This is a genomic window from Enterobacter sp. UNJFSC 003 (assembly GCF_036903355.1).
Taxonomy (GTDB): domain Bacteria; phylum Pseudomonadota; class Gammaproteobacteria; order Enterobacterales; family Enterobacteriaceae; genus Enterobacter.
The window spans coordinates 11,944-29,232 of sequence record NZ_JBAKHK010000019.1 but is presented as its reverse complement, the minus strand read 5'-3'; the positions used below and the strand labels follow the sequence as shown (position 1 = coordinate 29,232).

Annotated in this window: 20 protein-coding genes and 1 tRNA gene; 10 read left to right on the top strand and 11 right to left on the bottom strand. The window is 54.0% G+C overall.

The window, feature by feature from the left end:
- Nucleotides 1-72: transfer RNA gene (locus V5P19_RS22425), tRNA-Phe, on the bottom strand.
- Nucleotides 73-241: 169 nt separating this feature from the next.
- Here V5P19_RS22425 and V5P19_RS22420 point away from each other — a divergent pair.
- Entirely contained in the window at nucleotides 242-1,087 is an 846-nt protein-coding gene (locus V5P19_RS22420) for an AraC family transcriptional regulator (RefSeq protein WP_334407685.1), read from the top strand.
- 36 nt (nucleotides 1,088-1,123) lie between these two features.
- Complete coding sequence (locus tag V5P19_RS22415; protein WP_334407682.1) at nucleotides 1,124-1,714, top strand: LysE family translocator; 591 nt, start codon at nucleotides 1,124-1,126, stop codon at nucleotides 1,712-1,714.
- Here V5P19_RS22415 and V5P19_RS22410 read toward each other — a convergent pair.
- The 5 genes from V5P19_RS22410 to aspA form a co-directional block, all read right to left on the bottom strand.
- A complete protein-coding gene (locus V5P19_RS22410; RefSeq protein WP_334407679.1) occupies nucleotides 1,711-2,286 on the bottom strand; it encodes a transcriptional regulator in 576 nt (191 codons plus the stop codon). The two genes, V5P19_RS22415 and V5P19_RS22410, sit on opposite strands and share 4 nt — an antisense overlap.
- Before the next feature lie 49 nt (nucleotides 2,287-2,335).
- Nucleotides 2,336-4,039 carry a protein-disulfide reductase DsbD gene (locus tag V5P19_RS22405; RefSeq protein WP_334407676.1) on the bottom strand — a complete coding sequence of 568 codons (1,704 nt, stop codon included), beginning with the start codon at nucleotides 4,037-4,039 and terminating at the stop codon, nucleotides 2,336-2,338.
- The gene (gene cutA / locus V5P19_RS22400) at nucleotides 4,015-4,338 is read right to left on the bottom strand and encodes a divalent cation tolerance protein CutA (protein ID WP_063144118.1); all 324 of its coding nucleotides are present in this window, start codon (nucleotides 4,336-4,338) and stop codon (nucleotides 4,015-4,017) included. The genes V5P19_RS22405 and cutA overlap by 25 nt, the downstream gene beginning before the upstream one ends.
- 113 nt (nucleotides 4,339-4,451) lie before the next feature.
- Complete coding sequence (locus tag V5P19_RS22395) at nucleotides 4,452-5,753, bottom strand: anaerobic C4-dicarboxylate transporter (RefSeq protein ID WP_334407671.1); 1,302 nt, start codon at nucleotides 5,751-5,753, stop codon at nucleotides 4,452-4,454.
- Nucleotides 5,754-5,870: 117 nt separating this feature from the next.
- Nucleotides 5,871-7,307, bottom strand: coding sequence for an aspartate ammonia-lyase (gene aspA, locus V5P19_RS22390; protein ID WP_334407669.1), 1,437 nt, complete (start codon nucleotides 7,305-7,307; stop codon nucleotides 5,871-5,873).
- A 336-nt stretch (nucleotides 7,308-7,643) separates the two neighbouring features.
- Between aspA and V5P19_RS22385 the strand changes: the two genes are divergently transcribed.
- Complete coding sequence (locus V5P19_RS22385; RefSeq protein WP_334407690.1) at nucleotides 7,644-8,108, top strand: FxsA family protein; 465 nt, start codon at nucleotides 7,644-7,646, stop codon at nucleotides 8,106-8,108.
- Between the two features lie 32 nt (nucleotides 8,109-8,140).
- On the opposite strand, the gene yjeH is transcribed toward V5P19_RS22385, so the two are convergent.
- Nucleotides 8,141-9,376 (bottom strand): L-methionine/branched-chain amino acid transporter, encoded by a 1,236-nt coding sequence (yjeH, locus tag V5P19_RS22380; RefSeq protein ID WP_334407667.1) that lies wholly within the window; start codon nucleotides 9,374-9,376, stop codon nucleotides 8,141-8,143.
- A gap of 179 nt (nucleotides 9,377-9,555) precedes the next feature.
- Here yjeH and V5P19_RS22375 point away from each other — a divergent pair, with 179 nt between their 5' ends.
- The 3 genes from V5P19_RS22375 to V5P19_RS22365 all read left to right on the top strand — a co-directional run bounded on the left by V5P19_RS22375 (nucleotide 9,556) and on the right by V5P19_RS22365 (nucleotide 12,012).
- Nucleotides 9,556-9,849: a co-chaperone GroES gene (locus tag V5P19_RS22375; RefSeq protein ID WP_003855929.1), complete on the top strand. Its 294-nt coding sequence runs from the start codon at nucleotides 9,556-9,558 to the stop codon at nucleotides 9,847-9,849.
- Between the two features lie 31 nt (nucleotides 9,850-9,880).
- Nucleotides 9,881-11,524: a chaperonin GroEL gene (gene groL / locus V5P19_RS22370; RefSeq protein WP_334407665.1), complete on the top strand. Its 1,644-nt coding sequence runs from the start codon at nucleotides 9,881-9,883 to the stop codon at nucleotides 11,522-11,524.
- A 134-nt stretch (nucleotides 11,525-11,658) separates the two neighbouring features.
- A complete protein-coding gene (locus V5P19_RS22365) occupies nucleotides 11,659-12,012 on the top strand; it encodes a DUF4156 domain-containing protein (protein ID WP_334407662.1) in 354 nt (117 codons plus the stop codon).
- A 41-nt stretch (nucleotides 12,013-12,053) separates the two neighbouring features.
- Here V5P19_RS22365 and epmB read toward each other — a convergent pair whose 3' ends face one another.
- On the bottom strand, nucleotides 12,054-13,082 hold the full coding sequence (gene epmB / locus V5P19_RS22360; protein WP_334407660.1) for an EF-P beta-lysylation protein EpmB: 1,029 nt from the start codon (nucleotides 13,080-13,082) through the stop codon (nucleotides 12,054-12,056).
- 40 nt (nucleotides 13,083-13,122) lie between these two features.
- Between epmB and efp the strand changes: the two genes are divergently transcribed.
- The 3 genes from efp to ecnB all read left to right on the top strand — a co-directional run bounded on the left by efp (nucleotide 13,123) and on the right by ecnB (nucleotide 14,132).
- Nucleotides 13,123-13,689 carry an elongation factor P gene (efp, locus tag V5P19_RS22355; protein ID WP_010427766.1) on the top strand — a complete coding sequence of 189 codons (567 nt, stop codon included), beginning with the start codon at nucleotides 13,123-13,125 and terminating at the stop codon, nucleotides 13,687-13,689.
- A gap of 56 nt (nucleotides 13,690-13,745) precedes the next feature.
- Complete coding sequence (locus V5P19_RS22350; RefSeq protein WP_334407689.1) at nucleotides 13,746-13,877, top strand: entericidin A/B family lipoprotein; 132 nt, start codon at nucleotides 13,746-13,748, stop codon at nucleotides 13,875-13,877.
- Nucleotides 13,878-13,985: 108 nt separating this feature from the next.
- Entirely contained in the window at nucleotides 13,986-14,132 is a 147-nt protein-coding gene (gene ecnB / locus V5P19_RS22345; RefSeq protein ID WP_334407658.1) for a lipoprotein toxin entericidin B, read from the top strand.
- A 40-nt stretch (nucleotides 14,133-14,172) separates the two neighbouring features.
- Here the strand turns inward: ecnB and V5P19_RS22340 are convergent, their stop codons facing one another.
- Nucleotides 14,173-14,772: a LuxR C-terminal-related transcriptional regulator gene (locus tag V5P19_RS22340; RefSeq protein ID WP_334407656.1), complete on the bottom strand. Its 600-nt coding sequence runs from the start codon at nucleotides 14,770-14,772 to the stop codon at nucleotides 14,173-14,175.
- A gap of 263 nt (nucleotides 14,773-15,035) precedes the next feature.
- Here V5P19_RS22340 and sugE point away from each other — a divergent pair, with 263 nt between their 5' ends.
- Entirely contained in the window at nucleotides 15,036-15,353 is a 318-nt protein-coding gene (gene sugE / locus V5P19_RS22335) for a quaternary ammonium compound efflux SMR transporter SugE (RefSeq protein ID WP_334407653.1), read from the top strand.
- On the opposite strand, the gene V5P19_RS22330 is transcribed toward sugE, so the two are convergent.
- Nucleotides 15,350-15,880, bottom strand: coding sequence for a lipocalin family protein (locus tag V5P19_RS22330; RefSeq protein WP_334407651.1), 531 nt, complete (start codon nucleotides 15,878-15,880; stop codon nucleotides 15,350-15,352). The two genes, sugE and V5P19_RS22330, sit on opposite strands and share 4 nt — an antisense overlap.
- Before the next feature lie 139 nt (nucleotides 15,881-16,019).
- On the bottom strand, nucleotides 16,020-17,165 hold the full coding sequence (blaACT, locus tag V5P19_RS22325; protein ID WP_334407649.1) for an ACT family cephalosporin-hydrolyzing class C beta-lactamase: 1,146 nt from the start codon (nucleotides 17,163-17,165) through the stop codon (nucleotides 16,020-16,022).
- Nucleotides 17,166-17,289: the final 124 nt, after the last annotated feature.

The following is a 17,289-nucleotide window of genomic DNA, read 5'->3' as shown; positions in this document are numbered from 1 at the left end:
GCCCGGACTCGGAATCGAACCAAGGACACGGGGATTTTCAATCCCCTGCTCTACCGACTGAGCTATCCGGGCAACGGAGCGCATTAAACCGCAATCGAGCCTTACCGTCAACACTATTTCAGGAAAAGCTGTTCAACTGCTTAAGTTTACGGCAGTCTGTCGGTTTGTGCCGCGAAAATGCACAAATCTTCCAGACAGATCTCGGTCACCAGGGTAATGCTGATAGCAACAGGAGGGCAGTATGGCGAACGACTGGCTTGAGCTGCGTCAGCATGCAGATACGGGTATTGAGACAATTAAAGCGCACTTCGAAGGACATGCCTACGATCCACACTGGCACGACAGTTATCTGATAGGTATCACCCTCTCCGGCACGCAGCAGTTTCACTGTCGTCGCGAGCGACATCACAGCCAGCCTGGTGATGCATTTTTACTGGAGCCTGGCGAAATCCATGATGGCGACGCGCCTGTAGAAGGTGGGTTTACCTATCTTACCTTTTATCTGGATGAACAATGGTTGTCTCGTACGCTACACGGGCTGTATGAATCTACGCCCGGCAGTTATTCACTCCACTTCGCACAAACGCTGACGCGAGAGCCCCAATTAGTACGCGCTATCGGTGAGACGTTTGCGATGCTGCATAACGATGAGATGAAAATCATCCAGCAAAGCACGATGGACAACTTGCTCTCGCAGATAACGACCCACTGCCACTGGCGTAAACGGCTTCCCTCTCATCTACAAAGTGCCGCCGTGGCGCATCGCGCACGTGATTACCTCTACGCCCATATCGGTGAAAACATAGGGCTGTCAGACCTTGCGCGAGAAACGGGTACCGATCGTTTTACCCTGACTCGCTGTTTTAAGCGTGAGTTTCACCTGGCACCGCATGCATGGCTTATTCAGCTGCGTCTGACAAAGGCACGACAGATGCTGGCGCGCGGAGGGCAACCTGTTGATGTGGCAGCCGCTGTAGGCTTTGCTGACCAGAGCCATCTTGGGCGATGGTTTCAGCGCGCATACCGTATCTCCCCTGCGCACTACCGGCGGTTGTGCACAAACCTTCCAGACGTTTCCAGAAAATAGCGGCACATTGATGGTTCTAATAAAAAGGAGCCACCTGTGAGTCTCATACCCTTTCTGCTGTTTGCTTTTGTCGCCTCGATAACGCCCGGGCCGACGAATATTCTCGTTCTCACCAATAGCCAGCATTTCGGTATAAAGAATACCGTGCCACCCATTCTGGGCGCGTGTCTTGCAGCGAGTCTGATTGTGCTGATATCCGGCGCTGGCGCGGGCGAAGTGCTTCGCCAGCACCCCTTGATACGTCAGGTGATGAGTGGGGCAGGCGCGCTATGGCTAAGCTGGATGAGCTGGCAGCTGTTTCGCGCGCCCGCCGCCACGCTCTCTTTAAAGACGCAAAGGCGCTTCACGGCGCACGCGGCCGCGCTGCTGCAAATTGTTAACCCGAAGACGTGGATGATGGCGCTGGCAGTAGTTAGCCTGTTTGCACCTGCAAGCGAGCATGCGCTGCGGGATATTGCGCTGATGGCACTGTGGTTTCTGATTATCTCGGTTGCGTGTCTGATGTGTTGGGCGGGGCTGGGTAAAGCAGTGAACAGAGTGTTTCACACCACCGTGGCGATGGTGCGTTTTCAGCGCCTGATGGCGCTGTGTCTCTTCATCTCCGCTTGGGCAGGGATGCTGGCTTAAGTCAGCGCGCCACCCATGCGACACTGCGCGAAGCGCAGGATATCTTCAGCCAGGCGGTGCGCGGTATCCACGTCAGCCTGGCTACGGTTCACCAGCATTCGGCTCAGGCAGCCTTCCAGCACCAGCTCCATCTGCTTAGCGACCATCGCCGGATCATCCACTTCGAGCGTGGTCAGCAGTTCGTGGGTAAAATCATGCGCCGCACGCTTTTGCTGATCCGCCAACTGATGGATGGGATGGCCGGGATCGGGAAAGTACGTACAGGCTGCGATGAATAGACACCCCGGATAGCGGTTGTTGCTGACGCATTCGGTCAGCGCGGTATAGCGCGCCAGCAGCTTTTGTTCAGCGGATAACTCTTCGTTCAGCATCAGCTGCCTGCGCCAGATATCGACCTGCTGGCTAAGGTAGCGTAAAGCATCATAAAGTAGCGCCTCTTTATCGGGCCAGAAGCGCGTAAGCTCCTCCAGAGGGTAATCGATACGGTCGGCTACCATCTCAAGCGTGGTGCTGGCGATCCCTTGTATCTCAAGTAGTTGCAGGGCTTGTCCCAGTACGTCTTCGCGTTGCACGGTTTTCTCCTCCGTTATTCCCAACGGTTTGTCCCGTCTAAAGTGTTGTTTACGGTTGGCGATCGCGCAAATGCGCGCTGAAAGCCGCCGCGTCCATAAAGCCGGTTACGCGCTGCGCTGGCCGCTCTTGGCCCTGTTCATTGAAGAACAGAATGGTCGGCAGCCCGAGCACGTTAAGGTGTTTAAGCAGGGCCTTGTCCTGCGTATCGTTGGCTGTCACGTTTGCCTGAAGCAGAACCGTCTCTTTCAGCGCGCTTTGCACCTGCGGATCGCTAAAGGTGTATTTTTCGAACTCTTTGCAGGCGACGCACCAGTCGGCATAGAGATCGAGCATAACCGATTTGCCCTTCGCCTGTGCCAGGGCGTTGTTGAGGTCATCCACATTTTTAATCTGTGTGAAGGCCAAATGTACCTGCGCCTGAGCCGCTGGCGCGCCAAAAGCCCAGTCCTGCAGCGGACGCACGCTGACCAGCGCGGCGGCAAGCAGTAGGATCTGCACCAGGCGCATCCACGCCTTTTTTGCGCCAAGGCTTGCGATAAACGCCCAACAGAAGAAGGCGACGCCGAGCATCGACCACAGACGTATGCCCCAAACGTCACCGACAATCCGCTCCAGCAGGAAAACCGGCAGCGCGAGAATGACAAAGCCAAACGCGGTTTTTACCGTCTCCATCCACGGCCCGCTCTTCGGCAGCAGACGATTGCCAAACACCGTCACCAGTATCAGCGGCAGGCCCATTCCCAGCGCATAGAGGTACAACGTACCCCCGCCGAACCACATGTTGCCGCTCTGGGCAATGTACAGCAGGATAGCGCTGAGCGGTGCAGTGGTGCAGGGGGAGCAAATTAATCCTGCAATCGCACCCATTACGAATACACCGCCAGCAGAACCGCCCTGCTGACGATTACTCATCAGCGTTAAGCGGGTTTGCAGGGAAGACGGTAACTGCAGCGTAAACAGGCCAAACATCGACAGCGCCAGCAGGATAAACACCACCGACAGGCCGATGAGGACATAAGGGTGCTGGAGGGCTGCCTGGAACTGTAGACCTGCAGCGGCGACCACGAGGCCGAGTGCGGTATAGGTCAGCGCCATCCCCTGCACATAAATAAACGCCAACAGCAGCGCGCGAGCTGTGGAAAGACGTTGCTTACCGCCTAGCACAATGCCGGAGATTAGCGGATACATTGGCAGCACGCAGGGCGTAAATGCGATACCGATACCAATCAGCAAGGCCCAGAGTGCGGAGAAGGGGAGGTCTGAAGCGGCTTCTCCCCTCATGCTGGCCTTCTTTCCTGAGAGCTGAGGGGAAATGTCGGTGGCAGCGTTAACCTCGCTGAGCGGGACGACCTTTGTTTCAGGGGGATAGCAGAAGCCAGCATCGGCGCAGCCCTGGTACGTGACGGTGAGCGTGGCACCTTTCCCGGCCTGATTTACCGTAACGGGCACGCTTAAGCGCTGGCGATAGATTTCGCTTTTGCCGTAGAACTCATCCTTGTGCCACTCGCCAGCGGGCATTTGCATGGCGCCCACATCGGCCTGAGCAGGGGTGATGCTGACCTGCTTGCGATAAAGGTAATAGCCTTCTTTTACCTGCCAGGTGAGCGTGAGGTCATGTTGGTTTTGCTGAAAGTCGAAAATAAACGCCTGGTCGGCAGGAATAAAATGTGAACGGCCGGGCGCGTCAAATAACCCGGCAAAAGCCGATGCGCTGCACAGCAGCAGGATCAGCGTAAGGAAGCGTTGAGCCATGAGAGATAATCGTTATCGCCGTGGACCACTGGCAGCACCAGCAGTTCTGGGGTTTGGTAGGGATGATGAGATTTGAGGCAGTCGAGAAGCGCCTGCTGATTTGCACGATTGGTTTTGAGCAGCATCTGGACTTCATATTCCTGCTCCAGTTTGCCTTCCCAGTAGTAAAGTGAGGTCGCACCGGGGAGGAGTGTGACGCAGGCAGCCAGCTTCTCAGCCAATACTTTGGCGGCAAGATCCTGGGCAGAGGCTTCATCAGGGGCGGTACACAATACGACAACTGCATCAGGCGTGTTCACAAGTCGACCTCCTCATCACGAAAGTCTTCACTATATCACGCAAGGCGGTTGGTCATTAATGAATCGGGCCGCAGAGCGGCCCGATTTTAACTATTTTTACAACGGCTAATCGTTTACAGCACAACACCACCGATGATAAAGCCGAGGATCACGCAAAGTGAAATCGCGACCACGCCCGGGATAAGGAAGGCATGGTTAAAGACGTATTTCCCGATACGGGTTGAGCCGGTGTCATCCATCTCCACTGCCGCCAGCAGGGTTGGGTAGGTCGGCAGCACAAACAGCGCAGAAACAGCTGCAAAAGAGGCAATCGCCGTCAGCGGGGTTACGCCCAGCATCAGTGCCGCAGGCATCAGGGCTTTGGTGGTTGCGGCCTGAGAGTAAAGCAGGGTGGCGGCAAAGAACAGCACCACGGCCAGCAGCCATGGATAGTTGTGCAACAGATCGCCGGCAACGGTCTGGATATCGCTGATGTGGGCCTTCACGAAGGTGTCACCGAGCCAGGCTACGCCCAGAACGCACACGCAGGCGCTCATGCCGGATTTAAAGGTACTGGCGTTCAGCACTTCGCTGGTGTCGATTTTACAGGTAATGCTGATAAGCGTCGCGATGGTCAGCATAAACACCACAATCGCTTCGTTACGCGGCAGCACCGGATTCTGGATCAGGCCAACGGTGTCACTGATGGCGGTGGCGTAGAACATCACCGCGATAATACCGATCAGGAACAGCAGCACGGAGCGTTTCGCGTGCGGCTTCAGTTCGAAGACCTGGCTACCGCGCAGTTTCACTTCGCCTTTCGCCAGGCGCTCCTGATAGACCGGATCGTCTTTCAGCTCGGCGCCGAGGAAGTTACACAGCACTGCGGTAATCATCACCGCAATCAGCGTGACCGGAATACAGATTGACAGCAGCGTCAGATAGCTCACGCCCATCGGCTCAAGAATACCGGCGAAGAACACCACTGCGGCAGAAATCGGCGAGGCGGTGATCGCAATCTGGGATGCCACCACCGCAATGGAGAGGGGACGAGACGGACGGATACCCTGCTCTTTTGCCACTTCGGTAATCACCGGCAGCGTAGAGAACGCGGTGTGGCCCGTACCGGCGAGAATGGTCATGAACCAGGTCACCAGTGGCGCAAGGAAGGTAATGTATTTAGGATGGCGGCGCAGCATACGCTCCGCCAGGCTCACCAGGTAGTCCATACCGCCTGCCACCTGCATCGCCGCGATAGCAGCGATAACCGCCATGATGATTTCGATAACGTCAAAAGGGATTGCGCCGGGTTTGATCTGAAAGATAAGGGTAAGAACGAGCACCCCGAGACCGCCGGCAAAACCGATGCCGATACCCCCGAGCCTTGCTCCCAAATAAATCGCCAACAAGACGATGACGAGTTCTGCTCCAAACATAAGTGCCTTCCTTGTTTATTAACAAGTTGATATTAAAATGTTGTGTAATTGGTAATTCTTAAAAAGAAAAAAGGCACGTCACAAGTGACGTGCCTTTCGGAAGCTTAGCCTGAACTGTTACTGTTCGCTTTCATCAGTATAACGTTTCGCTTTATAGGCCGGGTGCATGAGGTTCTGGGCCGAAAAGATATCGTCCAGCTCGGCTTCGGTCAACAGCCCGCGCTCCAGTACGACTTCGCGCACGCTCTTGCCGGTTTCAGCACAAATCTTACCAACGATGTCGCCATTGTGGTGGCCGATGAACGGGTTAAGGTAGGTGACAATCCCGATGGAGTTGTACACGTAGCCTTCACACACTTCTTTATTCGCGGTAATGCCGTTAATGCATTTTTCCAGCAGGTTGTAGCAAGCGTTAGTCAGGATATGAATGGATTCAAACATTGCCTGACCAATCACGGGCTCCATCACGTTCAGCTGCAGCTGACCTGCTTCAGAGGCCATGGTCACGGTAGTATCGTTACCGATGACTTTGAAGCACACCTGGTTTACCACTTCTGGCACAACCGGGTTCACTTTGGCCGGCATGATGGAGGAACCGGCCTGCAGTTCTGGCAAGTTGATTTCATTCAGGCCCGCGCGTGGGCCGGAAGAGAGCAGGCGCAGGTCGTTACAAATTTTGGACAGTTTCACCGCCAGACGTTTTAGGGCGCTGTGTACCATGACGTATGCGCCGCAGTCGGAGGTGGCTTCAATCAGGTCTTCTGCAGGCACGACCGGCAGGTTTGAGACTTCAGCCAGTTTCTGTACCGCCAGCTGCTGATAGCCATCCGGGGTGTTCAGGCGTGTACCGATAGCGGTCGCGCCCAGGTTCACTTCCAGCAGCAGCTCGGAAGTGCGCAGCATGTTTTTGGTCTCTTCGTTCAGCAAGACGTTAAACGCGTGGAATTCCTGGCCGAGGGTCATTGGCACCGCGTCCTGCAGCTGGGTACGGCCCATTTTCAGGATATCCTGGAACTCAACCGCTTTACGCTGGAAGCCATCGCCCAGTTGGTTAATCGCGTCGACCAGTTTTACCACGGAGGCATAAACCGCGATGCGGAAGCCGGTTGGGTAGGCGTCGTTAGTGGACTGACATTTATTAACGTGGTCGTTCGGGTTGAGGTACTGGTATTCACCTTTCTGGTGACCCATCAGCTCCAGGCCGATGTTGGCCAGCACTTCATTGGTATTCATGTTGACGGAGGTACCCGCCCCGCCCTGATAGACGTCAACCGGGAACTGGTCCATGCATTTGCCGTTGTTCAGCACTTCGTCGCATGCGGCGATAATCGCATTTGCAGCGCTTTTCGGAATGGTTTGCAGCTCTTTATTTGCCAGGGCTGCGGCTTTCTTCACCATCACCATGCCACGCACAAATTCAGGGATGTCGCTGATTTTGCTGTTGCTAATGTAGAAGTTTTCAATCGCTCTCAGAGTGTGAATACCATAGTAGGCATCCGCTGGAACTTCCCTGGTACCCAACAAATCTTCTTCGATACGAATGTTGTTTAACATGTGAACCTTCTTTTCAAGCTGCCGATGGATTGTACTAAACACACAGTATATATGTGGTTTTGAATATTTTCTGACCGACGATTATTCCCTCAATCGACCAGATGCTCGAGATCATATGCTGATGATAGCGAATTGCCGTAAGCTGGATCACTTATTATCGTCTCGATTTCATGATAATTATTAATCTGTGAAATGAGTCACCGCTTTAATATTTCCGAAAAAAATATCCGTGCAAACCGATTGAATTTTGGCTAACCGTCTCCATCTCTTACAGACGCGTTTCGCGAACACATTCAGACAGGGGGCCAGATGGCGCCTGCCATACAGGAGATGCCAGTGCGCTGGATACCGTTTATTGCTTTTTTTCTCTATGTTTACATTGAGATTTCGATTTTCATCCAGGTAGCCCACGTGCTGGGTGTCCTGCTGACGCTGATTCTGGTGATCTTCACCTCCGTCATCGGCATGTCGTTGGTGCGTAATCAGGGTTTCAAAAACTTCCTGTTAATGCAGCAGAAGATGGCCGCAGGCGAAAGCCCGGCAGCCGAGATGATCAAAAGCGTGTCGCTGATTATTGCGGGTCTGCTGCTGATCCTACCGGGGTTCTTCACTGACTTCCTTGGCCTGCTGCTGCTGCTGCCGCCGGTGCAAAAGCACCTGACCATGAAACTGCTGCCGCATCTGCGTTTCAGCCGTATGCCAGGCGGTGGTTTCAGCACCGGCCCTGGCGAGACGTTCGATGGGGAATATCAGCGTAAGGATGAACAGCACGACCGTTTAGACCACAAAGACGATCGTTAAGCCATTTGCCCGGTGGCGCAGCGTCATCGGGCCTATGGGCGGCGTGTCGGTAAAAACATCCACAGCGCCGCCAGCATGATAATCGCGTACAAACTCTTCCATCCGACCATTGCCAGCAGCAGCAGGCAAAGCACGCCCCCGACCACCGCCAGCGCTTTAAAGCGCTCTTTCAGCAGACGGCAGCCCGCCAGCATGCACAGCAGATAAATCATAATGAAGATGCCGTTGGCATAGACGATCAACGCATCCAGATTGATATCCAGCCCGTAAATGCACAGAGAGCTCAGTACGCAGCAGCCTAAAACCGCGTTCAGCGCATTCAACGGAAGCTGACGTTTTGACAGGCGTGCAAGGCGGCAGTCAGGTTTAGACAATGCCTGCGACCACACCAGGCGTGCAAAGCTCTGAATATAGATATTCAGGCTGGCAAAACAGGCCAGATAGCCGATAACGCAGGCCACCCACAGTGCTTTTACGCCAAACAGCTGAACCACAATCCCAGGCAGCGAGGCGGCGGCGGCTTTATCCGCACCGAAGGCGTTGAAGTGCAGCACCAGCACGGTACAGGCCCAGTAAACGGTGCCCGCCAACAGCAGGCCGATCATCAGGGCGCGGGGGAAATCTCGTTCCGGCTGCTTAAACTCAGAGGTTAGATGGGCGAAAGCCTCCAGCCCGACAAAACACCAGAACATCACGGATAATGCCGAGAACAGCTGCGAAGGTGCGACATCGGTCACCGGCGGGAAGGGGATCTCGTGAACGGAGATATCTCCCGCCCACCAGATAGCAGCAATAAGTGCGACGATCAGTACTGCGACCAGCGTCTGCAGATTGGCGCTGGAACGGGCTCCGCGCGAGCCGACCCACCAGACAATCGCCAGAGTGCCCAGTTCGGCCAGCAGCAGTTGTTCGTTGTGCCAGCCAAACAGCGCCTGCGCAAAGCCGGTCGCGATGTGCAATGCCGCGGGCAAGCCAACCGGTATGACAGAAAGAAAGAGCCAGCCGGTGACGCGTTCCAGACGCGGGCCAAATGCCATGCCCACGAAGTGCGCGACGCCGCCTGCGCTGGGGAAATGGCGCCCCAGTATGGCAAAGACAATCGCCACAGGAAAAACCAACACAATCAAAGCGGGCCACGCCCACAGGCTGTCATTTCCTGCTACCAACGCGGCCAGCGCAGGGACAGCAAAAACGCCCGTGCCTAACAAGGACGTTGAGAGTAAACCAACGCCCTGCGCCAGCCCCAATTCCTGCTTGAGTCCACTCATTGACTTCGTCCTGCCACCATCAAAAGAGAGGCGATGGTAACACTTTCGCAAATTTTTTTTCGTCTCCCCCCTTGAAGGGAGAAAAAGCTAACCCCATCTCTCAGGGCACTAGTCGGAAAACCGCGTGCGGTCCGACGTCATCCATAACTGATAATGACTTTCTCAAAGGAGAGCTATCAATGAGTATTCGTCCGTTACATGATCGTGTGATCGTCAAACGTAAAGAAGTTGAAACCAAGTCTGCTGGCGGCATTGTTCTGACCGGTTCTGCAGCAGCCAAATCAACGCGTGGCGAAATCATCGCTGTCGGTAAGGGCCGCATCCTGGAAAACGGAACTGTGCAGCCGCTGGACGTTAAAGTTGGTGACATCGTAATTTTCAACGATGGCTACGGCGTGAAATCCGAGAAGATCGACAATGAAGAAGTGTTGATCATGTCCGAGAGCGACATTCTGGCAATTGTTGAAGCGTAATTTACGCACGAGAATTTGAGGAAATAAGAACATGGCAGCTAAAGACGTAAAATTCGGTAACGACGCTCGTGTAAAAATGCTCCGCGGCGTAAACGTACTGGCAGACGCAGTTAAAGTGACCCTGGGCCCGAAAGGCCGTAACGTAGTGCTGGATAAATCCTTCGGCGCGCCAACCATCACCAAAGACGGTGTTTCTGTTGCACGTGAAATCGAGCTGGAAGACAAGTTCGAAAACATGGGCGCGCAGATGGTGAAAGAAGTTGCCTCTAAAGCGAACGACGCTGCAGGTGACGGTACCACCACCGCGACCGTACTGGCTCAGGCTATCATCACTGAAGGTCTGAAAGCCGTTGCAGCGGGTATGAACCCAATGGATCTGAAACGTGGTATCGACAAAGCTGTTGCATCCGCTGTAGAAGAACTGAAAGCGCTGTCCGTACCGTGCTCTGACTCTAAAGCCATTGCTCAGGTAGGTACTATCTCCGCTAACTCCGACGAAACCGTAGGTAAACTGATCGCAGAAGCGATGGACAAAGTCGGTAAAGAAGGCGTGATCACCGTTGAAGACGGTACCGGCCTGGAAGACGAACTGGACGTGGTTGAAGGTATGCAGTTCGACCGCGGTTATCTGTCCCCATACTTCATCAACAAGCCAGAAACTGGCGCTGTTGAGCTGGAAAGCCCGTTCATCCTGCTGGCTGACAAGAAAATCTCTAACATCCGTGAAATGCTGCCAGTACTGGAAGCCGTTGCGAAAGCAGGCAAACCACTGGTTATCATCGCGGAAGACGTTGAAGGCGAAGCGCTGGCGACTCTGGTGGTTAACACCATGCGCGGCATCGTGAAAGTGGCTGCGGTTAAAGCACCTGGTTTCGGCGACCGTCGTAAAGCAATGCTGCAGGATATCGCAACCCTGACTGGCGGTACTGTGATCTCTGAAGAGATCGGTATGGAGCTGGAAAAAGCGACCCTGGAAGACCTCGGCCAGGCTAAACGCGTTGTGATCAACAAAGACACCACCACCATCATCGACGGTGTGGGTGAAGAAGCCGCTATTCAGGGCCGCGTTGGTCAGATCCGTAAGCAGATCGAAGAAGCAACGTCTGACTACGACCGTGAAAAACTGCAGGAACGCGTCGCGAAACTGGCTGGCGGTGTTGCGGTCATTAAAGTAGGCGCTGCGACAGAAGTTGAAATGAAAGAGAAAAAAGCACGCGTTGACGATGCGCTGCACGCGACCCGTGCTGCAGTAGAAGAAGGCGTGGTTGCTGGTGGTGGTGTTGCTCTGGTGCGCGTTGCCGCTAAACTGGCTAACCTGACTGCTCAGAACGAAGATCAGAACGTGGGTATCAAAGTTGCGCTGCGCGCAATGGAAGCTCCACTGCGTCAGATCGTGTCCAACGCCGGTGAAGAGCCATCTGTTGTGACCAACAACGTGAAAGCGGGCGAAGGTAACTACGGTTACAACGCTGCAACTGAAGAATACGGCAACATGATCGACTTCGGTATCCTGGACCCAACTAAAGTGACCCGTTCTGCTCTGCAGTACGCGGCATCTGTAGCTGGCCTGATGATCACTACCGAGTGCATGGTGACCGACCTGCCAAAAGGCGATGCGCCTGACTTAGGTGCTGGTGGCATGGGCGGCATGGGCGGTATGGGCGGCATGATGTAATCGTGCGCTTTACGTCTTAGAAATAAGAAAACCCCCGGGCAGAAATGCTCGGGGGTTTTTCTTTTGTTCATCTTTTAGGTATAAGATTGACACACGGACAACTCCTGTCCAGCTTATTGAAACCGAGGAATAACATGCGCATTAAAGTCTGTGCAGGGATTGTAGGGGCAGCATTGCTGCTGGCGGGATGTAGCTCCAGCAATGAGCTGTCGGCTGCGGGCCAGAGCGTTCGCTTTGTGGAAGATAAGCCGGGCAGCGAATGCCAGCTGTTAGGTACCGCCACTGGCGAGCAAAGTAACTGGATGTCGGGTCAACATGGCGAAGAGGGTGGCTCTATGCGCGGTGCCGCAAATGCGCTGCGTAATCAGGCCGCAGCCATGGGTGGTAACGTGATTTACGGTGTAAGCAGTCCGACGCAGGGTATGCTGTCCAGCTTCGTGCCAACCGCCAGCCAGATGAACGGCCAGGTTTATAAATGCCCGAACTGAGTGCTTTTCCCTCTCCCCTTTGGGGAGAGGGTCAGTGGACGCTAGCGCTGTCGTAGCTGCAAATCCAGCGGCGTTTTGCTCGGTTCCCCGCCAATCTCACGTGCCAGCTTCGGCACCATATAGCCTGAAACCAGCGTTAACAGTTCGCGCATAATCTGCCGGGCTTCTTCATCCGTGACCATGAAATGTGCCGCTCCCTGAACGCGATCGAGCACGTGCAGGTAATAAGGCAGCACACCCGCATCAAACAGCGCATTGCTTAGGTTAGCCAGCACGCGGGCGCTATCATTTACGCCACGCAGCAGTACGCTCTGGTTCAGCAGCGTCACTCCCGCTTTACGCAGACGCGCCATCGCCGCGCGAAAGGCATCGTCAATTTCGTTCGCGTGGTTAATGTGGTTCACCAGCAGGACCTGCAGTCGAGACTGCTCCAGGCGCGAAACCAGGCCGTCAGTGACACGTGCCGGAATGACAATCGGTAAACGGCTGTGAATGCGCAGACGCTTAATGTGCGGAATGGCTTCCAACTGGGACAAGAGCCAGTCCAGCTCGTGGTCTTTCGCCATCAACGGATCGCCACCGGAAAAAATAATTTCATCCAGCTCAGGATGGGCGGCGATATAGTCCAGCGCGACCTGCCAGTTGCGTTTATTACCCTGATTTTCGGCATACGGAAAGTGTCTGCGGAAGCAATAACGACAATTTACCGCGCAGCCGCCTTTTACCAGCAGCAGGGCACGGTTCAGATACTTGTGCAGTAAACCCGGCACCACGCTGTTCTGTTCTTCGAGCGGATCGGTACTGTAACCCGGCGCGGTCACAAACTCATCTTGTGACGTAAGCGTCTGTTTCAATAATGGATCGTCAGGATCGCCTTTCGCCATACGGGCCACAAATGCGCGGGGGACACGCAAGGCAAATAGCCGCTTAGCCTCACGGCCAGCCAGCAGCTCTTTATGCTGTTCAAGGTCTAAAAGACGCAGCAATTCATCAGGACTGGTGATTACATCGGCAAGTTGCGATAACCAATCTTCTCTGGACGGGGTGTTTAGGGTTACAATATGCGCCATTTTGTGGCTTAGCTACCAGTTAACAAATTTAGAGGGCCTTATGGCAACGTACTATAGCAACGATTTTCGTGCTGGTCTTAAAATCATGATGGACGGCGAACCCTATGCGGTTGAAGCCAGCGAATTCGTTAAACCAGGTAAAGGCCAGGCTTTTGCGCGCGTTAAGCTGCGCCGCCTGCTGACCGGCACCCGTGTAGAAAAAACCTTCAAGTCTACTGACTCCGCTGAAGGCGCAGATGTCGTTGATATGAACCTGACTTACCTCTACAACGACGGTGAGTTCTATCACTTCATGAACAACTCTACTTTCGAACAGCTGTCTGCTGACGAGAAGGCCGTAGGCGATAGCGCTAAATGGCTGCTGGATCAGGCTGAGTGCATCGTGACCCTGTGGAACGGCCAGCCTATCGCGGTAACCCCACCAAACTTTGTAGAACTGGAAATCGTTGAAACCGATCCAGGTCTGAAAGGTGATACCGCAGGTACTGGCGGTAAGCCTGCTAAGCTGTCTACCGGTGCAGTGGTTAAAGTTCCACTGTTCGTACAGACTGGCGAAGTGATCAAAGTGGATACCCGCTCCGGCGAATACGTATCCCGCGTGAAGTAATTCATGTAGATATAAGGCGCAGCGCCCGCTGCGCCTGATTTTTGCAGGCAGGGATGATGAAACGTACCGTTAAAATTCTGCTTCTGTTAGCGCTGTCCAGCGCATTTCTTTCCGGGTGTAATACCGCGCGTGGCGTCGGTGAAGATATCCAGGATCTCGGCCATATCATTACTCACGCGGCCAGCTAATTTCTTCTAATTTTCCTAAAAATGCTTCCTTTACCGTCAATCGCCGGGATCTTGTCTATTCTTAAGTTGCTATACACAAAATAACTTTGGCTATAAAAGGAAGATATTATGGTTAAGAAAACAATTGCAGCGATCTTTTCTGTTCTGGTGCTTTCCACACTGCTGACTGCATGTAACACCACCCGCGGTGTAGGGGAAGATATCTCTGACGGTGGTAGCGCAATCTCCGGTGCGGCGACAAAAGCTCAGAACTAATCAAGCATGGACGGTACGGCGCGTATATTTCACCGTACCGTCAATTCTCCACTTCCTGTAGAGATAAAAACGGCGAAAAGCGCGTGTCCATATGCAGTTTCATGCGGATGTTGCGTTTGTAGGTATAAACTGTTTTCCCATTAATGCTCAAGTAACTGGCAATCTTCTGATTGCTTGCTCCGTCCATCCACATCGTGAGTACTTTCTCCTCCTGACGGGTCAGCAGAGGTGCTGCAACCTTGGGTATTTCAATGCTGGCGCAAGACGTTAAGGCGTCGTTAATGACCGTCGCCAACTGATCCAGACCGATATTTTTCATCAGCGAGGACCATACAGGGAACTGCGACAGGTAGCCCGTCATCTCCTGTTCTTCCCCTGACTGAAGCAAAATGAAAGGGACCGTTTCGCTGGCATTCAACAGGGAAGAGAGTTGCTGGAAGTGGTTAATGTCCTGCCTAAACCCATGCAGGTCAGCAATAATCACCGTGGGCTTCCATTGCTGGATATGCTCTCTGGCCAAAATAAGGTTATTAAGGCTGGTCACCACGAAGTGGTCAGGAAACAAACCGGTACGATTGAGCCACGCTTCAAACCCGGTGCGGGTGAAGTGACAACGGTCAATCAAAAGAATTTTGAACATAGTAGATTCGCAGTCGGCTAGTGGTTTGGCTTCCTGCCATCAGAAAGCACATCATCATAGAGAAGTCGGATGAGTGATAAATGCCTGAACTGCGCGCCATACTGCGGCTATTTCTTGCCTTAACATGTTCAGCAAAAAAGGGATTGAAAAAAAATCGCACGCTAACCAAAATATGGCACGTAATCTTTGCCTTACGGGACGACCCGCAAGCGCTTCCACCCTCGGGGACGGCCCCAACTAACTGTTAAGTTAAGGAGCCTGAAATGTCCTGGATTGTTCTCTTTATTGCCGGTCTGCTCGAAGTTGTGTGGGCGATTGGACTCAAATATACCCACGGCTTTACCCGTCTGATGCCCAGCGTCATCACCGTTACCGCGATGATTGTCAGTATCGTGATGTTGTCATGGGCGATGCGCTCCCTGCCTGTAGGAACGGCGTATGCCGTCTGGACGGGCATCGGTGCCGTTGGGGCTGCCATTACCGGCATTCTGCTCCTGGGGGAGTCAGCGAGTCTGGCGCGTATTGCCAGCCTCGCCTTGATTGTGGCTGGGATTATCGGATTGAAGCTCAGCACGCCTTAGTGAGGTTGCTCAACCCAGATCAACTTCGACACATCAAACCCTTGCCGGGTTGCGACGTCCAACATTTGCTGTTTCATTTCGGGAGAAATGGTTGGCGTGCGGGCGAGTATCCACAGATAGTCGCGATCCGGCCCACAGATCAGGGCGTGTCGGTACTCTTTGTCGAGTGCGATCACGTTATACCCGCCATAGAACGGGCCAATGAATGAGATTTTCAGCGCGGCCCTGCCTGGATTACCGGTAAAGTATGCCTTACCTACCGACTGCTGCCACATCTGCCGTTCCGGATTATAGCCCCGGTTAACGACCTGAATACCACCATCATCCATCGCACTGTAGTTTACCGTGACTTTCTCTAAACCCCGTTCAAACCGATGGTCCATGCGGGCGATTTCATACCATGTTCCGAGGAAGCGTTGCGCATCAAAAGGGCTGACGACGGTGACGCCGGGAGGGGGAGTAGGGGAACTGCAGGCAACCACTAAAAACGCGGCTGTTACTGCGGCAATAACAGGCAGAATGCGCATAGGTGTTTCCTTACTGTTTTTTGTTAAGTGTAGATGACAGCAAGGAAAAAGCGGGGGATGCGCGGGATATTTTGCCGGGTGGCGCCGCGCTTACCCAGCCTGCATAGCAGGCCCGTGCAAGCGTAGCGCCGCCGGGCGATCAGTGGAGAGCGTTAAGGATTTGGAAAGCTGCCTCTACCCGCGCTGGGTTCGGATAGCTTTTATTCGCCAGCATCACAATACCGATATCTTTCTCAGGAATAAAAGCAACATAGCTGCCAAACCCACCGGTCGAGCCTGTTTTATGGACCCATGATGCTTTTACCGGCGCCACCGGGGGATTCACTTCTACCGCAGGCAATGGCGCCAGGGCAATCTTGTTGTCACTGCCATCGACCACTGTTTCCGCCTCTACCGGCCAGTTCAACATCTCCCAGCCCAGCCCCTGATACATTGATCCCACTCGCCAGTAACGAGACTGTGCCAGGGTAATCCCTTTTTTCAGTGAGGCATCCTGTAGGGTGTCGGGGGTCATGTTGGCCATCACCCAGCGCGCCATGTCCTGTACGTTGGTTTTCACGCCATACGCTTCGGCATCCAGCATGCCGGGTGAAACGTGGACCGCTTTCCCCTCCCGATAGCCCCAGGCGTAGTGCTGCTCTTCGCTTTTCGGAACGTTAATCCAGGTGTGGGAAAGCTTAAGAGGCTTTAAGACGCGCTCCGTCATCGCCTGCTCGAAGCGCATTCCGGAAGGCTTAACCGCCAGTGCACCGAAGAGACCAATACTGGCATTGGCGTAGAGACGTGTCGTGCCCGGTTTCCACCGCGGCTGCCATGTCTGGTAGAAGCGCAGCAAAGAGGCATCGTCAGTTACCTCATCCGGCACCTGTAGCGGCAAACCTCCCGCGGTATAGGTTGCCAGATCCAACAGGCGAATATCCTGCCACTGCTTACCCGTCAGCTCAGGCCAATAATGGGTTACCGGGTCAGCCAGAGAAATTTCACCGCGAGCAATCGCCTCGCCACCCAGCACGCCGGTGAAGGTTTTACTTATAGAGCCCAGCTCAAACAACGTTTGCGGAGTGACGGGTTTGTTCGCGGCGATATCGGCTTTGCCGAAGGTAAAATAATGTGGTTTGCCCTGATAAATCACGGCCACGGCCATACCCGGAATGGACTGTGCCTTCATCAGGGGCTCAACAGTACCGGCTACCAAGTCTGCCATCTGTTTGTCAGACAGGGGGGCCGCAACGCTGGCATAAGAGACGCCAAGCAGCAGGGCGCAGCAAAGGGATTTTTTCATCATCAGTTATCTTCCATAAGGGCGAATCAAGGTGTGTCCGGGCCCATCAGACGAGCGTAGTCTGTTGGATTTGACTGTGCCTGACAAACGGTTAAATTTAGCATGAGCTGTTAATTTTTCTAACGGA

Bases quoted from the DNA above. Each gene is read 5' to 3' on its own strand.
- V5P19_RS22420 (WP_334407685.1), top strand. From the start codon at position 242: ATGGCGAACGACTGGCTTGAGCTGCGTCAGCATGCAGATACGGGTATT.
- sugE (WP_334407653.1), top strand. From the start codon at position 15,036: ATGTCCTGGATTGTTCTCTTTATTGCCGGTCTGCTCGAAGTTGTGTGG.
- blaACT (WP_334407649.1), bottom strand. From the start codon at position 17,165: ATGATGAAAAAATCCCTTTGCTGCGCCCTGCTGCTTGGCGTCTCTTAT.
- V5P19_RS22365 (WP_334407662.1), top strand. From the start codon at position 11,659: ATGCGCATTAAAGTCTGTGCAGGGATTGTAGGGGCAGCATTGCTGCTG.
- V5P19_RS22375 (WP_003855929.1), top strand. From the start codon at position 9,556: ATGAGTATTCGTCCGTTACATGATCGTGTGATCGTCAAACGTAAAGAA.
- V5P19_RS22330 (WP_334407651.1), bottom strand. From the start codon at position 15,880: ATGCGCATTCTGCCTGTTATTGCCGCAGTAACAGCCGCGTTTTTAGTG.
- V5P19_RS22340 (WP_334407656.1), bottom strand. From the start codon at position 14,772: ATGTTCAAAATTCTTTTGATTGACCGTTGTCACTTCACCCGCACCGGG.
- V5P19_RS22350 (WP_334407689.1), top strand. From the start codon at position 13,746: ATGAAACGTACCGTTAAAATTCTGCTTCTGTTAGCGCTGTCCAGCGCA.
- efp (WP_010427766.1), top strand. From the start codon at position 13,123: ATGGCAACGTACTATAGCAACGATTTTCGTGCTGGTCTTAAAATCATG.
- yjeH (WP_334407667.1), bottom strand. From the start codon at position 9,376: ATGAGTGGACTCAAGCAGGAATTGGGGCTGGCGCAGGGCGTTGGTTTA.
- aspA (WP_334407669.1), bottom strand. From the start codon at position 7,307: ATGTTAAACAACATTCGTATCGAAGAAGATTTGTTGGGTACCAGGGAA.
- groL (WP_334407665.1), top strand. From the start codon at position 9,881: ATGGCAGCTAAAGACGTAAAATTCGGTAACGACGCTCGTGTAAAAATG.
- ecnB (WP_334407658.1), top strand. From the start codon at position 13,986: ATGGTTAAGAAAACAATTGCAGCGATCTTTTCTGTTCTGGTGCTTTCC.
- epmB (WP_334407660.1), bottom strand. From the start codon at position 13,082: ATGGCGCATATTGTAACCCTAAACACCCCGTCCAGAGAAGATTGGTTA.
- V5P19_RS22405 (WP_334407676.1), bottom strand. From the start codon at position 4,039: ATGGCTCAACGCTTCCTTACGCTGATCCTGCTGCTGTGCAGCGCATCG.
- V5P19_RS22395 (WP_334407671.1), bottom strand. From the start codon at position 5,753: ATGTTTGGAGCAGAACTCGTCATCGTCTTGTTGGCGATTTATTTGGGA.